The organism is Actinopolyspora mzabensis (genome assembly GCF_900101095.1).
GTDB lineage: Bacteria > Actinomycetota > Actinomycetes > Mycobacteriales > Pseudonocardiaceae > Actinopolyspora > Actinopolyspora mzabensis.
This window is the reverse complement of the sequence record NZ_FNFM01000002.1, coordinates 400,465-415,717: the sequence shown is the minus strand read 5'-3', so window position 1 is coordinate 415,717 and position 15,253 is coordinate 400,465. Positions and strand designations below refer to the sequence as shown.

11 protein-coding genes are annotated in these 15,253 nt (G+C 68.0%); 9 read left to right on the top strand and 2 right to left on the bottom strand.

What is annotated here, in order from left to right:
• Positions 1-76: 76 nt before the first annotated feature.
• The 9 genes from BLR41_RS04505 (at position 77) to BLR41_RS04465 (ending at position 11,837) form a co-directional block, all read left to right on the top strand.
• Positions 77-1,327, top strand: a complete 1,251-nt coding sequence (locus tag BLR41_RS04505; protein WP_092626649.1) for an NAD(P)/FAD-dependent oxidoreductase — start codon at positions 77-79, stop codon at positions 1,325-1,327.
• Positions 1,328-1,434: 107 nt separating this feature from the next.
• Positions 1,435-2,244, top strand: coding sequence for an HAD family hydrolase (locus tag BLR41_RS04500; RefSeq protein WP_092626648.1), 810 nt, complete (start codon positions 1,435-1,437; stop codon positions 2,242-2,244).
• A 240-nt stretch (positions 2,245-2,484) separates the two neighbouring features.
• On the top strand, positions 2,485-3,453 hold the full coding sequence (locus BLR41_RS04495; protein ID WP_092626836.1) for an ABC transporter ATP-binding protein: 969 nt from the start codon (positions 2,485-2,487) through the stop codon (positions 3,451-3,453).
• A gap of 286 nt (positions 3,454-3,739) precedes the next feature.
• On the top strand, positions 3,740-4,489 hold the full coding sequence (locus tag BLR41_RS04490) for an ABC transporter permease (protein ID WP_092626646.1): 750 nt from the start codon (positions 3,740-3,742) through the stop codon (positions 4,487-4,489).
• A 759-nt stretch (positions 4,490-5,248) separates the two neighbouring features.
• A complete protein-coding gene (locus BLR41_RS04485; protein WP_245693853.1) occupies positions 5,249-5,857 on the top strand; it encodes a hypothetical protein in 609 nt (202 codons plus the stop codon).
• A 149-nt stretch (positions 5,858-6,006) separates the two neighbouring features.
• Positions 6,007-6,720 carry a tRNA (guanosine(46)-N7)-methyltransferase TrmB gene (trmB, locus tag BLR41_RS04480; protein WP_092626834.1) on the top strand — a complete coding sequence of 238 codons (714 nt, stop codon included), beginning with the start codon at positions 6,007-6,009 and terminating at the stop codon, positions 6,718-6,720.
• A gap of 679 nt (positions 6,721-7,399) precedes the next feature.
• Positions 7,400-9,223: a sensor histidine kinase gene (locus BLR41_RS04475; protein WP_092626645.1), complete on the top strand. Its 1,824-nt coding sequence runs from the start codon at positions 7,400-7,402 to the stop codon at positions 9,221-9,223.
• Positions 9,220-9,879, top strand: a complete 660-nt coding sequence (locus BLR41_RS04470) for a response regulator (protein WP_092626644.1) — start codon at positions 9,220-9,222, stop codon at positions 9,877-9,879. Before BLR41_RS04475 ends, BLR41_RS04470 begins: the two co-directional genes overlap by 4 nt.
• 626 nt (positions 9,880-10,505) lie before the next feature.
• On the top strand, positions 10,506-11,837 hold the full coding sequence (locus BLR41_RS04465) for an amidohydrolase family protein (RefSeq protein ID WP_176797808.1): 1,332 nt from the start codon (positions 10,506-10,508) through the stop codon (positions 11,835-11,837).
• Between the two features lie 130 nt (positions 11,838-11,967).
• On the opposite strand, the gene BLR41_RS04460 is transcribed toward BLR41_RS04465, so the two are convergent.
• Together BLR41_RS04460 and BLR41_RS04455 are read right to left on the bottom strand one after the other, a co-directional pair.
• Positions 11,968-12,654, bottom strand: a complete 687-nt coding sequence (locus BLR41_RS04460) for an SDR family oxidoreductase (RefSeq protein WP_092626643.1) — start codon at positions 12,652-12,654, stop codon at positions 11,968-11,970.
• A 170-nt stretch (positions 12,655-12,824) separates the two neighbouring features.
• A complete protein-coding gene (locus BLR41_RS04455; RefSeq protein WP_092626641.1) occupies positions 12,825-14,933 on the bottom strand; it encodes a PhoX family protein in 2,109 nt (702 codons plus the stop codon).
• Positions 14,934-15,253: the final 320 nt, after the last annotated feature.

Below are 15,253 nucleotides of genomic sequence, written 5' to 3'. Positions count from 1 at the left end.
CCCGGTCTTCCGGTGAGCGAGCTCGACTTCCAGTGCCTACCCTCCCCCTAACCGCCCTGGTGGGGAGGGAGTTCTCATGTCCGAGACATTCGTCGTGGTCGGTGGTGGCCTGGCAGGCGCGAAGACCGTGGAGGCGCTGCGGGAGCGGGAGTTCCCCGGTCGTGTCGAGTTGATCTGCGAGGAGGAGGCACCGCCCTACGAGCGTCCGCCGCTCTCCAAGGACTACCTGGCAGGCAGGGCCGAGGTGGCCGACTTCGCCGTTCACCCCAGGGAGTGGTACGTCCGGAACGACGTCGAGCTGCGGCTGGGCACCCGGGCGACCGGGCTGCATCCGGGCAGCCACGAGATCGAACTGGCCGATTCCACCCGGTTGGGGTATGACAAGCTCGTGCTCGCCACCGGCTCCCGGCCTCGCCGGTTGCCGCTGCCCGGAACGGATTCCCGAGGCGTGCACTACCTGCGCAGACTGGGCGACGCCGATCGGCTCGCCGCCGCGCTGCGGCGCGTGGAGCGGCTGGTGATCGTGGGTGCTGGCTGGATCGGGCTGGAAGTGGCCGCCGTGGCCCGGAGCTACGGGGTGGAGGTTCACGTCGTCGAAGCGGCGCGTCAGCCCCTGTTGCTCTCGCTCGGGCCGCGGATGGGTGAGTTCTTCGCCGACCTGCACCGCGAGCACGGGGTCACGCTGCACCTTTCCTCCCACGTCTCCGAGATCATGACCCCCTCCGGGGTCACCGGAGTGCGGCTCACCGACGGGTCCGAGCTGCCGGCGGATGCCGTGCTGCTCGCGGTGGGGGCCCGCCCAGAGCTCGGCCTGGCCGAGGGCGCGGGACTGGACATCGACCACGGGGTGCTGGTCGACACCGGCCTGACCACCAGCGATCCGGACATCCTCGCGGTGGGTGACATCGCCGAGGTGCGGCATCCGTCGTTCGGTGGGCTCCGGGTGGAGCACTGGGCCAATGCGCTGAAACAACCCGCCGTGGCGGCGGCGACCATGTTGGGGCACTCGGCTTCCTACACCGAGTTGCCCTACTTCTTCACCGACCAGTACGACCTGGGGATGGAGTACCACGGTTTCGTGCCCGCCGGGGTTGAGGAACGGGTCGTGGTGCGTGGTTCGACGGACGAGCAGCGGTTCGTCGCCTGTTGGCTCGACAGCTCGGAACGGGTGCTCGCCGCCATGAACGTCAACGTCTTCGGGGTGGCCGAATCGATCCGCGGTCTGATCCACTCCGGCGCCTCGGTGGTGCCCGAGCGGTTGGTCGACACCGCCTACTCGTTGGACGACATCGAAGCACTGCGAAAACGTCCGGTCGGCAGTGCGTGACGGTGTCGGCAGTGCGTGACAGGGGTTTCGCCCCGAGCAGCGCTCCCGTAGTGTTATTCGACTCGCGACCGACCCCCGCCACCGGGCCGAACGGATAGGCTGCTGTTGTGACCACGAGATCCAGCTGGACACCGAGTCTTGTCGCCCTCGACGTGGACGGGACGATCGTGGATCCCGAGACGCAGTTGCTGTCCGACCCGGTGCGTCGGGCGGTGCGGCGTGTCGCCTCCTCGGGTAGCTACCTGGTCCTCGCCACCGGTCGGAGCATGCTCGGGACGCTGCCGGTGCTCGACGAGCTCGGCGTCACCGACGGGGTGGCGCTGTGCTCCAACGGAGCCGTCCGGGTCGATGTGGCCACCAGGGAGGCCGTCTCGGTGGAGACCTTCGATCCGCAGCCCGTGCACACCCGACTCTCCCCGTTGCTGCCCGGCTCGCTGTTCGCCGCCGAGCGCATCGGCGTCGGCAGCATGGTGACCGCCCCGTTCACTCCGGAGGAGCTGCACGGTCCGCAGTGGCACGTCGGGCTGGCCGAACTGCTCGGACATCCGGTGCCCCGTTTCATAGTGAACTGGGCGAACCGTGATCCCGCCGAGGTCTGGGGGCGCCTCGAAGGTCTCGAGCTGCCGGGGTGCACCTTCACGATCGACCACTACGACCCGTGGGTGACGGTCGTCCCCGCAGGGGTGAGCAAGGCTGCCGCCCTGGAGAAACTCCGGTTGGAACTCGGGGTCTCCCCGGATGGGACCTTCGCGGCCGGGGACGGTGACAACGATCTCCAGATGCTCGAATGGGCACACCACTCGGTGGCGATGGGCCAGGCACCCGCGACCGTGCGGCTCACCGCCGCCGAGGTGGCGAACCCGGTGACCGAGGACGGGCTGGTTCCCGCTCTCGAACGCTGGTTCGCCCCCGGCTGAGCGCCTCCGTGGCAGCGGCGGGTTCGTACCGCCGTGCCCTCCGGTCGAGTGAGCGATCCCACCCCTGCGAACGAGCTCCGGGCTGAGGGTCTCAGGGGGATCCGGGAAGACTACGACCTGAAGTGGATTCGGTTCTATACCCCGGGTGGACGCGGTGACGGCCGTTCCTCGGGCAGGCTGGTAGGTGACATGAGGCCGGATCACATTTCCGGCCGGTCACCGGAATCCACAGGAGTGACGATGATCGAGGCTGTGGGCCTCACCAAACGCTACGGCTCCAAGCTGGCGGTCGACGATCTCTCGTTCACCGTCAAGCCCGGCAAGGTCACTGGGTTTCTCGGGCCGAACGGGGCGGGCAAGTCCACCACGATGCGCATGATGCTCGGCCTGGACCGCCCCACCGCCGGCAAGGTCCTCATCGACGGCAAGCACTACACCGAACTCAAGAACCCGCTGCGCACGCTGGGGGCGCTGGTCGACGCCAAGTGGGTTCACCCGAACCGCTCCGCCTACGCGCACCTCAAGTGGATGGCCAGGTCCAACGGCATCCCCACCAAACGGGTGGACGAGGTGCTCGACATCGTCGGGCTCTCGGAGGTGGCCCGACGCAGGGCGGGCGGGTTCTCGCTCGGCATGTCCCAGCGGCTCGGCATCGCCACCGCACTGCTCGGCGATCCCAAGATCCTGATGTTCGACGAGCCGGTAAACGGGCTCGACCCGGAGGGCATCCACTGGATCAGGCGGTTCATGCAGCGCCTCGCGGCGGAGGGGCGCACCGTGCTGGTCTCCAGCCACCTGCTCTCCGAGATGGCCCAGACGGCAGAGGAACTGGTCGTCGTGGGACGCGGCAAGCTCATCGCGCAGTGCAGCACCCAGGAGTTCGTGGAGAGCTCCAGCAGCACCTCGGTGAAGGTCCGCAGCCCGCAGGCCGATCAGCTCGGCGAGGTCCTCACCTCGAACGGTTTCGCCGTCACCCGCGAGAACCAGCAGGAGCGGGACACCCTGCTGGTGCCCGACGGCGCGACCGAACAGATCGGTGAGCTGGCCGCCAAGTACGACTGCGTACTGCACGAACTCACCGTGCAGCGTGCTTCGCTCGAAGAGGCGTTCATGCAGATCACCGGGGAGGAAGTGGAGTTCAGCACCGGGAGCTCCGGTGCGGAGTCTTCCGGCTCCCCGGGCGAGGCGCCGGTCGCGGCGGAGAAGTGACCCCGCACGACCAGTAGGCATCGAACGGGAAGCGAGACGGCAGTCGTTTCCGGCAGCCCCGCGGTGGGTGCCGAGAACGCTGCCCCGTGGGAGTTCCGGTACTGGGGGAGCACGCGGTCCCGCAGCGTGGGACCTCGATCCGGCCCGACTTCTCGGGCCGTCCGAATCTCCCGGACATCCGGCGGAGTCGTGTTCTAGCGCCCCGTTCGAGACGACAGACAGCCACGAGCACTCGGCGACGCCGCGCGGAGCGGCTTCGCCGGTCACGAGCATCGGGATATTCGAAATGACATTGCTGGCAATCGAACGCATGAAGCTGTTCACCACCCGTTCCCCGTGGTGGTGCATGTTCGCAGCCCTGCTGCTGACCGTAGGGCTCGGTGTGCTGTACGCGGCCACGGCGCCCGCGGAGTTCACTGTCGTCGGCGCCACCCAGTCGGGCGGCCAACTGGGCATGATGGTGATCATGGTGCTGGCCGCGCTGGCCGTGACCACCGAGTACCGTTTCGGCACCATCAAGGCGACTTTCCAGGCCGTGCCGAACCGGACGGCGGTCATGCTGGCCAAGAGCGGCGTGGTGGCGGCGCTGGCCTTCGTGATCGGTGAGATCGCGGCTTTCCTGGCCTGGGGCGTCAGCTACCTGATCACGGGCGGCGAGACGCTCGTGCTGGACGCGGGGCACGAGTGGCGCAACGTGGCCGGACTCGGCCTGGTCTACGCCGGTGCCGCGCTGTACGCCCTCGCGGTGGGCATGCTGGTGCGGCAGAGCGCCGGAGCGATCTCGCTGGTGATCGTCTGGGCACTGCTGGTCGAGTCGTTGGTCGGGCTGCTGCCCAGGGTGGGCGACGACATCTTCGACTGGATGCCCTTCGCCGCCGCCAACCAGTTTTTGCAGGGCGGTGCTCCGCAGACGCCGATGACCTCCCAGATGCCTGAAGCGCCGATCGGACCGTGGGCCTCGTTGGTCTACTTCCTCGCCGTCGGGGTGGCGCTGCTGGTCATCGCGCTGATCACGGTCCGCAAGCGCGACGCCTGAGGTCGTCGGCCGGTAACCGAATCCGGTTCGGTAGCGGCTGTGCGGTGCCGCACGTCGTTATCGAGCCCGGGGGAGATACTGCTCACCCCTACCGATAAGATCAAGAGAAATCGAACTTACCGCTGGTTGTGAGATTGAGCGGGCCGCCGGAGTGTCTGTCGTGGCAATCCCGGACCGGTCGCGCACAGCCGGAAACCGACTGGACGGGCGCTCGGGGGTGCCTGTGGTCGGGACGGGGGAGGGCCAGGGCTGTCATTCGGGGGATGGCCCTGGCCCTGTATTTTTCGGCCGCATCGATGTTCTCCAGCCGGGCTGTGGAGCTGTTCGCTCGGCGGAACCCCAGCCTGCTCTCGCTCCGGGCGGCTGCCACATCGGGTAGGAACCGCACAACGTCGGGGGGTCCGTGTGAGAGTGCGCGGCGGGAGAACCCGTGCTCGCTCGGGAGTGATGTCCCATCGCGACGGATTTCGCCGCGAACGTCCCACAGTGGCCGATTCGGTGACCATGCTCACATAGCCCGTTCGCGTTGTTTCGTTCGGTTGAACGGCTGATTGCGCTGCGGGTCCTGCATTCTCGCTGGACAGTGTGAGGGGTAGCACATTCTTCGGAATGTTGCATACACCCACCGTGTCTGTGGTAACCCGTAAGGTAAGAGATGTAGCTCCAGGGGGCCGATGTCTCCGGAGCACATCCCTGGGGGTAAGGCCGCGAGTCGCCTACCCGAATCCCCTCGCGGCTCACGCGGAGGAGGGTGAAGCTGTGGTTCTGTCGAGTGAGTTTTCGTCGCTCAATCAAAAATCCGCCAAGGCCATCGAGGAAACCGAAGTAGCAGAGGACACCGAAGTCACCGAGGAAGCCGAGGACGTACGACTGATTCCCACTCCCCGGCTGGAGTGGTCGCTGGCAACCGAATCGAACCAGCCCGAGGGAGAGGCGGGTTCGCCCGAGTCGATGCGTACCGGATGGGTGCACACCGCTTCGCAGGACCAGGTGCTGGATCTGTTCCGCAGACTCGGCGGCCCCGATGGACGCCTGCCTGCTCCATGGTGGCTGCACGCGTTGCACCGGGGCGAGATCGGCACCCGCGCCGAGGCGTTCCGGTTCGAGGACGACCTCCACGCGCTGCTGATCACTCGGCCCGGTTGGGTGTTCGTGCCCTGGTCCACCGCAGGTGAGATCGGTTACTGGGAGTACGGTCCTTCCGATCGTCCACCGATGTCGGTACCGACCACGGTGACGCTGACCGACCAGCATCCGGGGTGGATCAACATCGTGCCCGCTCAGACGGAGGGAGCGCCCACACCACGGGTGCCCGCACCGGGCGTCAGCGAGCTGGCCGCGATCCTGCCTCGAATCGAGGCCTGGTAACACGTGCGCCGCTCGGTGGTCGGATCAGCCGTCCGGTCACCGAGTGATGGCGCTTCGACAATTCGACAACCTGCTCCACTCGTCCGGACGACACGGGCAACCGGTGGTCCGCCTCGGCCCCGGAACCGCGTTTGCGATACTGGCTCGACGTGAGTGCTTCCGACCAGCAGATTCCCCACCACCGCACGGTCGTCAGCTATGTGCAGCGCGGCGAGCGCATGACGACCGGACAGCAGCGTGCGTGGGATCGGTACTGGCACGAGTTCGGCCACGACATCTCCGAACTGCCCGCGGGGCCGCTCGACACCACCGGATGGTTCGGTCGAACCGCCCCGCTGGTGCTGGAGATCGGCTCCGGTATGGGGGAGACGACGGCACAGCTCGCCGCGGCCCAGCCGGATCGCGACCACCTGGCTGTCGAGGTCTACAAGCCCGGGCTGGCCCAGCTACTGGCACGTGCCGAGAACCTCGGCATCGACAATCTCCGGTTGCTGCGCGGCGACGCGACGGTACTGCTGCGGGAGCACTTCTCGGCGGACACGTTGAGCGAGGTGCGGGTCTTCTTCCCGGACCCGTGGCCCAAGAAGCGCCATCACAAACGACGGCTGGTTCAATCCGGTTTCGTGGCGTTGGTCGCCTCGCGGTTACGCCCCGGTGGGGTGCTGCACCTGGCTACCGATTGGGAGAGTTACGCCGAGCAGATGATGGAGGTCTGCACCGCGGAACCGAGCCTGCGGAACCGCTGGGCGGACTTTCCGGGGGGATGGGCGCCGCGGCCGGAGTGGCGACCGGTGACCAAGTTCGAGAACCGGGCCCATTCCGAGGGTCGTGAAGTGCACGACCTGCTCTTCGAGCGCGTCTGATCGAATTTTTCCGGTCGGGTGGACGGATTGTTCGCTCGGCGGAATTTCTCGGCTGTGCTAGCTCCGAGTGCGGAGAAACGTGCCGGGTGTGGAGACTTCGGGGTAGTCACCTGCCCGATCTCGGCAGGTTGCTCGATCTTGGCAGGTTGCTCGATCTTGGCAGGTTGCTCGACGTCGGCACGTCGTTCGAGGTTGACCGGCGCGATCCCGTTTCGACAGTCGTGGCGACGGTGGGCGGTTCATTCGAACCCGGGCGCATGCCTCCGGATGCGTGCCTTGCACACCTGCGTCCCTCGTCGTCTTCGACCGCGCCGGATGAGAACCTGACCTGTCGTTCGGTGGTCAAAACGGATCACCGGTCAGCGTCCGTGGTGGAACACCTCCCAGAGGTCGGGCAGCGTCGCGCTGAGTGCCATCAGCACCAGTACGGCCAGTGCCAGTACTGTCCCGATGACGGATAACGTGGTAAGCACGGTGTCGCTCCTTTCGTGCCGCCGGTCGTGTCCCGCGCCGATTCCGTGTCGGCAACGGCCCGTGTCGGTAACGGGAGGCCGCCGGTTACTGCATTGCGTCACCGAGCGTGACTGGCGATCGTCACGTGTTGTATCGGCCATGTGGTTATTTCCTGCCGACCGATCGGCCAAGGGGCGCGGGCGCTCGTGCCGGTTAGGGTTCGGATGTGCTGCCTCGGTCCGGTCGCTCATCCACCACTCGGCCCAGTCCCGAGCAACCGGGACGGTGGTCGGCACGATTCCTGTCACGCCGCACGGCGCGTGCGCTGCGGGAGCAGTGGATCTTCGCGGCCCTGCTGCTGCTGACCTGGCTCGGCGAACTGGCCCACACACTGGATGCCGGTTTTCCGGAACTGGGACGCATTCCGCTGATCACGGTGATGGTGCTGCTCGCGCTGGCCGCTCGGTGGTATCCGGTCAGGTGCGGCCTGCTCGGCGCGGGCACGTTGCTGCTCGGGGTGGTGTTCTCGTATGCCCCGGGGTTCGAGCCGGGCCCCGGAGTGCTCGCGAACGTCTCGATCACCGAGAACGTCGCGGGGCTGCTGCTCGTGGTCTACGCGTTCCGTGGCCTTTCTCGGAGCAGAGCGGGCCTGGTCACGTTGGTCCTCGTGGCTTCCTGCCTGGCAGCGGTGTTCCTGCGGGACGCTTCCTCGGTGTTCGTCCCGAGGGACCGGAGTCTGGAACTCGGATTCCTGCAGCTGGTGCTCGCGGTGGGCACCGGTATGTATCTGCGGGACAACCGCGAACACCGGGTCGCACGTTCCCCGATCGTCGAGCTGCTGCGCGAACAGTGGCCGATCACCGCCGTGCTGTCCGTTCTGCTGTTCGTGCAGACGATCAACATCGACTTCCTCAGGATGCCCTGGGGCGGCATGATGCTGCTGGTCAGCTGTGTGCTCATGTCCGTGCTCGCGGTGTTCGCCCCGCTCCGACCGGTGCATGCCGCGCTGTTCGGGGCGGTGACCGTCGTGTTCACCACGGTGTTGGGTTGGCTGTTCGACGCGATGGGAGAAGAGGCCGTCATAGCCGGCATCCCGGGCATGGGTGCGCTCCCGGCACCGATCGTCGTGGCCGGAATGCTGCTCGTGGCCTTCGCGGTCCGGCTGGCGTCCACACGTGAGGCCACCGTGGCCACCGGCGCCCTCACGGCCTCGGCCGTGTTCGGTGCGGTTCTCGTTCCGCAGACGAGGTACAGCGAGCCGCTGTCCCAGCTCCTCGGCCTGCTGTTCCTGGGGGCAGTCCTGCTGGTGATGGCGGTCGGCACCGGGATGTACTTCCGCGCCCGCGACGAGGACCGGGCCCGTGCGGTTCGTGCGGCGGTGAAGGGGGCGCAGCAGGACGAGCGGATGGCACTGGCCCGCGAACTGCACGACGTGGTCGCACATCACGTCACCGGGATCGTGGTGCAGGCACAGGCCGCGCTCAAGGTCGCCGAGAAGAACCCGCGAGCCGCGGGCGAGGCATTGGAGCGGATCTCGTCCAGCGGTACCGAGGCCCTCACGGCCATGCGGCGGCTCGTCGGCAGCATGCGTGACCCCGAGAACGACTCGTTCTCCGCACTGGAGACGGAGCCCACCGCCGACCTGGAGGCCGACCTGCGGAAACTTGTCGAGCACAGCACGCGCGAGGCTTCGGGGAAGCGGATCGAGCTGGAGGTGCGCTTGACGAAGGAGGTGCCGCAGGAAGTGGGGCGTTCGGCACTGCGACTCGTCCAGGAGGCGGTCACCAACGCCGAGAAGCACGCCCTCGACGCCGACCTCGTGACGATTTCGGTCAACACCGCGAACGAGCACTTACTGGTCGAGATCACCGACGACGGAACAGCTCCCAGCGGGCAGCCGCCGGGCGGCTCCGGTGGATACGGTCTGGTCGGCATGCGGGAGCGAATCGAACTGCTCGGCGGTCGGTTGAGCGCGGGACCGGGGCGAGGATGTGGTTGGCGAGTCGAGGCTCGGCTGCCGCTGACGGATACGGAGGAAAAGCGGGCATGATCCGGGTACTGATCGCCGACGACCAGGAAATGGTCCGAGCCGGCTTCCGGATGATCCTGGACAGCGAGGACGACATCCAGGTGGTCGGTGACGCGGGAAACGGCGATGAGGCCGTACGGCTCGCACGCGAACTGCGCCCGGACGTCTGCCTCATGGACATCCGGATGCCGGGCATCGACGGCCTGGAGGCCACCGGACTGCTCGCGGGCGAGGAGGCCACCGACCCCATCAAGGTCGTCGTGGTGACGACCTTCGACCTCGACGAGTACGTCGCCACCGCGCTCAACAACGGTGCCAGCGGTTTCCTGCTCAAGGACGCCGGGCCGGCGCTGCTGGTGGAAGCGGTGCACGCCGCCACCCGCGGCGACGCCCTGGTGTCGCCGCAGATCACCGTGCGGTTGCTCAGGCACTTCCACGAGTCCGGCACACACCGCGAACGCGAAGCGGACAAGCCCGGGGAACAACTGACCAGCAGGGAACACGACGTGGTCCGTGCGGTGGCCCGCGGCCTGACCAACACCGAGGTGAGCGGCGAGCTCTACATGTCGCTCTCCACCGTGAAGTCCCACCTGGCCTCGGTGCAGGGCAAGATCGGGGCGCGCAACCGGGTGGAGATCGCGGCCTGGGCGTGGCGCACCGGCCGGATGAACGACTGACCGGGCTGGCGATCCCGCAGTACCCCCCGGGGAGTGGAGGCGACCTCGTACGGGCAGTGTCCGAGCACCGGCCGTTCGGCGGATCGTTTCTGGCCGAACTGCCGAGGTGAGCGCACCGAACCGCGCGCATGCTGGGGACATGACGCGACACACGCAAGCCCGAATGCCGCTGCAATCCCGAAGCCCGCTGCAATCCCGAACCTCGTTGCAATCCCGAACCTCGTTGCAATCCCGCTCCCTGTTGCGCCCCAGGGCCCTGCTGCGAGCGTTGACCCCGCTGCGAGCTCTGCTCCCGTCGCGAGCGCGAGACAAGTTCCGTGAAGGCGCAAGCCCACGGCTGCCGGGACATTCCCGACAGCAGGACGCCGTTCCGGGAGGGAGGGTCCGTGAGTTCTCGGTCGCCGCGCGAAGACTTCGCGAGGGACTGATCTGTGCGGCACTGTCGTGCGGCATGCTCGCCGCTGGGCTGGTGATGTTTCACATCATGAACGCACTCGGGCCATAAAACAGGTAACCCGGTCTCCCGCCGTCCCGGGAGGAATCCAGACATTGACCGGTGCCCCGCCGCGGCCGAAGGCGTACCGGGTAGCTTCCGGCCCGCCGGTCGCCGGTTGGACAATGCGGTCATGCCGATCGCTCGACGCCTACGCGCCCCGCTGATGCTTCCCTGCGACGAGACCTGCTCGGTCCGGCGTGACGCTGTCGTGGACATCGACGAGCAGGGCAGGCTGGGCTACTGCGGTCCGCGTGTCTCGGCTCCCGAACCGGATCCGAACACCGTCGTACAGGACTGTCCCGGGCTGTTGCTGCCGGGAATGGTCAACTCCCACGCGCACACGCCCATGACGCTGTTGCGGGGCATCGGAGGTGAGCTGCCGCTGCTCCGCTGGTTGCGGGAAGCGGTCTGGCCCGCCGAGTCCCGGCTGCGGGCCTCGGACATCCGGGACGGCATGCGGCTCGGCAGCCTGGAGATGCTCAGCGCGGGAGTGACCACCAGCGCGGAGATGTACTTCGCGCCCGAATCCGTCGCCGAGGCGATACTCGAAGTGGGGTCGCGTGCGGTGATCGCCTCCGCGGTGATCGACACTCCCGACCTGGGTGACCTGGGCGGTTGGCAGGGCATGGTGGACCGGGTCAGCCGTTGGATCGACAGTGACGGCCTGCGCTTCGGCCCGGGCGAGCGCGTGGAACTCGCCTACGGCCCGCACTCCGCCTACACCCTTCCGCCGGAGGCCCTGCGAGCGATCGGCGAACAGGCGCGCGAACGCGACGCGCTGGTGCACACCCATGTGGCCGAAACCGCGGACGAGGACACCGAGCAGCGACGTTCGTACGGCTCGGTGCCGCGCATGTTGGCCGAACTCGGGGTGCTGGAGGGGCGTTTCCTGGCAGCCCACGGGGTTCATCTCGACGACACCGACATCGCCACCCTCGCCGAGCACGACGCGGGCCTGGCCCACTGCCCCGGTTCCAACGCGAAACTCGCCTCCGGTACGGCCCGGTTCGTCGATCTGCTGCGGGCCGGCATCCCGGTCGGGCTCGGCACCGACGGCCCGTCCAGCAACGACGACATCGACCTCCGGGAGGAGATCCAGCTCGCCGGGATGTTCGCCCGGCTGCGGGAGGGCGATGCCAACGCGGTCGGCGCGGCGGAGCTGCTGCTCGCCGCCACCAGGGGAGGCGCGCAGGCCCTGCACCGTACCGACATCGGCGTGCTGGAACGCGGCCGCTGGGCCGACGTCGTCCAACTGGACCTGGACACCCCGGCTTTCGTGCGCGGTGCCGACACCACGGACGAACGCATCCTGTCCAACCTGGTTTGGGCGGCGGGAGTCGACCGCGTGCGCGATGTCTGGGTGGCCGGTGAACAAGTGTTGCGTGCGGGGGAACCCACTCGGGTGGAGCGGGACTCGGTGTTGAAGTCCGCACGCGCGGCGGCACGCCGAATCGAGAGTTGAACCACTCGGTGGCTTCCCGACCGGTTGACTCCGCCGGGATGCGGTGCCTCTCGCTTCCGTCGTGCCGGTGCTCGCCACCGGCCGAGTCCCGACGCTGGACCGACGCGGGTCCGGGACGGGTCCCGGCCGGTCAGCCGTCCGGCCGCAGCACTATCTCCGTCATGTGCGCGTCGGCGCCGGCCCGAACGCTGGACACCACAGTGTCGGCGACCGATTCCGGCCGCAGGTAGCGCTCCGGTTCGAAGGCTCCGCCCTCGGACTCGCGTACCTCGCGTTGCATGTCGGTGGCGACACGTCCGGGGAACACCGAGGTCACCCGGATTCCGTTGGTGGCTTCCTCACCGCGCAGCACGTCCGCGTAGGCCCGCAGCGCGAACTTGCTGGCGGCGTAGGAGCCCCAGTTCGGTTTGGCGGTCATGCCCGCGCCGGAGTTGATCAGCACCACGTGGCCGGCGGAGGCCCGCAGCGCGGGAAGCAGTGTCCTGGTCAGCTCGGTCACGGCGAACAGGTTGAGTTCGAAGGTGCGGCGCCACGAGTCGACCCCGGTTTCGGAGACCGAGCCGAGCTCGATCATGCCCGCACTGTGCACCAGCACGTCGAGTTCCCCGATCCCGGCCGCCGCCGCTGCTATTCCCTCGTAGTCGGTGAGTTCGGCGGGCCAGGGGCTGGCCCCGGGCAGATCCGCCGCGAGCTTTCGCAGGGTTTCCTCGTCGCGGCCACCGAGCAGCACGTCGTGGGTTTCGGAAAGCCGGTGTGCCACCGCCGCCCCCACACCCCGTGAAGCGCCCGTGACCAGTGCGGTCGGTCGTGAAGTCATCCCGATTACGGTAGCGCCGTCACCACGGTGCACACCGCACGCCCCGGTCGTGCCGGGGTTTCTCGACCCCGGCACGACCGGTCGGTTGTCGCGCTTCCGTCACCGTTCCCTACCAGGGGAGCGCATCGGTGCGATCCGGGTGCGCGGTGGGGGGGGCTCACCGCCGTGGTTCAGCGTCGTCCGATCTCGCCCACGCGGTGGCCGTGGTCGCGCCACACGGCGACCAACGACGGGCGGGGCTGGGAGTCACCGCCGTCCGGCCAGTGCGAACCGGGGTCGGAGGGGCCGGACCCGTTGTCGCCCGGGTGCTGGACGCACACGGTCACGACGTCGTCGGTGATGATCGGGCCGCAGGTCTCGGCGCCGTTGGGCACCGTCAGGAACTGCTTGACGTGCCCCCGTTCCGGGCCCGTCACCGGCACGGCGAACAGCCCGTCGTGCGAGCCGAGCTCGTTGCCGTCCGTGGAGACCCAGAGGTTGCCGTGCCGGTCGAACGCCACGTTGTCGGGGCAGGAGATCGGGCTCACCTGATCCTTGTCGAACCCGCCGAAGTAGGTGCCCGCATCCTCGGGGTCGCCGCAGACCAGCAACAGGCCCCAGGACATGCGGGTCGACGTCGGATCGTCGTGGTTCTCGCGGATCTCCAGCACGTGACCGTGCTTGTTGCCGATCCGGGGGTTGATCTCGTCGACCGGTGCGTGCCCCGCCGCTCCTCGGTTGGAGTTGTTGGTCAGCGCGCAGTAGACCCGCCCGTTGGAGGGGTTCGGCTCGATGTCCTCGGGGCGGTCCATCTTGGTCGCCCCCACCTCGTCGGCCGCGAGGCGGGTGAACACGTAGACCTCCTCGGCCGTGAAGCCGGGAACGTGCGAGGTGTCGCCCGTGGCCAGCGGCAGCCACTCACCGGAGCCGTCGAACTCGCCGTCGGAGGGCAGCTCGCCGCTGCCGTCGATCTCCGAGGCGGGGCTGTCGCCGGAGAACCGCGCCACGTACAGGGTGCCGTGGTCCAGCAGCGACATGTTGTGCCTGCGGGCGTGGGCGCTCCGGCCGTTCTTCAACCTGCCGCTGGAGACGAACTTGTAGATGTAGTCGAACCGCTCGTCGTCCCCCATGTAGGCGACCACTCGGCCGTCGTCCGCGGTGCGGATCGTGGCGCCCTCGTGCTTGAAGCGGCCCAGCGCGGTGTGCTTGACCGGTGTCGAGTTCGGGTCGTGCGGATCCACCTCGACCACCCAGCCGAACCTGTTGGACTCGTTCGGCTCCCGGCTCGCGTCCCAGCGCTTCTCGAAGCGTTCCCACTTGCGGGTGCTGCTGCCGGTGCCCAGTCCGTAGCGGCGCATCCGCTCCCTGGTCTCCGGGTCGCTCACCCGGTCGGCGTGCGCGAAGTACTGGTGGAAGTTCTCCTCACCGGAGAGCACCGTTCCCCACGGGGTGACACCCCCGGCGCAGTTGTTCTGGGTTCCCAGCACCCGGGTACCGCTCGGGTCCTCGGAGGTCTTGAGCAGTTCGCTCCCGGCAGCGGGGCCACGCAGCTCGAACTCCGTCCGCAGCGTGATCCGCCTGCTGTACCAGCTCGGCAGTGGGCTGAGTCCGCCGCGTGCCGGGTCGCGCCGGACCAGCAGCACGGACATCCCGTGCGCGGCCCAGGCGGTCCGCACCTGCTGCTCGGTGGGTTTGTCCGGGTCGTAGTCGGCGAACATGTGGGTTTCGGTGGTGTACTCGTGGTTGACCACCAGCAGGTTGTGAATTCCCGCGTTGTCCAGCGGGATCAGCCCGGCGAAGTCGTTGTTGTAGCCGAACTGGGCCTGCTGGGCCTCGGGCGTCTGATTCCAGAAGTCGAATTCGGGGGCCGAGTGCAGTACCGGGTCTCCCCACCGGATGACGACCTGCTGCTCATACCCTTCGGGGATGACCACCCTGTCCTGGGTGTTCGGCGGCACCGGGTCGAAGTCGGTGCCGAGGGCAGCGGCGCCCGAGTCGTTCCCGTGACCGTTCCCGTGCCCACGGCCGTTTCCCCGCCCCGGGTTCGCCGCTGCCGTGCCCACGGCCGTGGCGGTCGCCCCCGCCGCCACGGACAGCACCGCGCCCGCGCGCAGCGCGCCCCGTCTGTTCACGACCCGTCGCACCAGGTCTCCGAAGTAGCTGTTGTCCGATTCGTTCGGCGCGTCGTGCGCGCAGGCGTTCCCGCAGCGGTATTCGCAGGTAACCGCGGATCGGCTGGCGGAGTGGTGGTCCAGCAGCGGTAGCGGGAGCGTGCGTGGTTCGGCTGAGTTGGCGGACATTTCCTGCCTTTCCACAGCTTTTGTCAGTGGGACGTGCCGACACTATGCGCGGCAGGCGAGGTCCCAGCTGATTGAACGTGAACGGCAGGGAAATTCGTGACGGTGAGTCGAGTCCGGCTGCTGCACAACGGTGAAAGCGTCGTCCCACGACCGGATGTCGGACAGCGCGAAGGCGACCCAGCGTTTCCACTTTCGACACTGTTACCTCTCGATGTGATTTACGGCACCGCCGATTTGTCGATCCGTCCCGCGCTCGGGCGCGCCGAAATCCGTTGTGGACTCGCGGTTCTCGTTCGTTGCTCGTTTTCGGGGCGTTGCCG

What these genes read in the sequence shown, in the direction of transcription:
- BLR41_RS04490 (WP_092626646.1), top strand. Translation starts at nt 3,740, where the DNA reads ATGACATTGCTGGCAATCGAACGCATGAAGCTGTTCACCACCCGTTCC.
- BLR41_RS04455 (WP_092626641.1), bottom strand. Translation starts at nt 14,933, where the DNA reads ATGTCCGCCAACTCAGCCGAACCACGCACGCTCCCGCTACCGCTGCTG.
- BLR41_RS04495 (WP_092626836.1), top strand. Translation starts at nt 2,485, where the DNA reads ATGATCGAGGCTGTGGGCCTCACCAAACGCTACGGCTCCAAGCTGGCG.
- BLR41_RS04470 (WP_092626644.1), top strand. Translation starts at nt 9,220, where the DNA reads ATGATCCGGGTACTGATCGCCGACGACCAGGAAATGGTCCGAGCCGGC.
- BLR41_RS04465 (WP_176797808.1), top strand. Translation starts at nt 10,506, where the DNA reads ATGCCGATCGCTCGACGCCTACGCGCCCCGCTGATGCTTCCCTGCGAC.
- BLR41_RS04505 (WP_092626649.1), top strand. Translation starts at nt 77, where the DNA reads ATGTCCGAGACATTCGTCGTGGTCGGTGGTGGCCTGGCAGGCGCGAAG.
- BLR41_RS04460 (WP_092626643.1), bottom strand. Translation starts at nt 12,654, where the DNA reads ATGACTTCACGACCGACCGCACTGGTCACGGGCGCTTCACGGGGTGTG.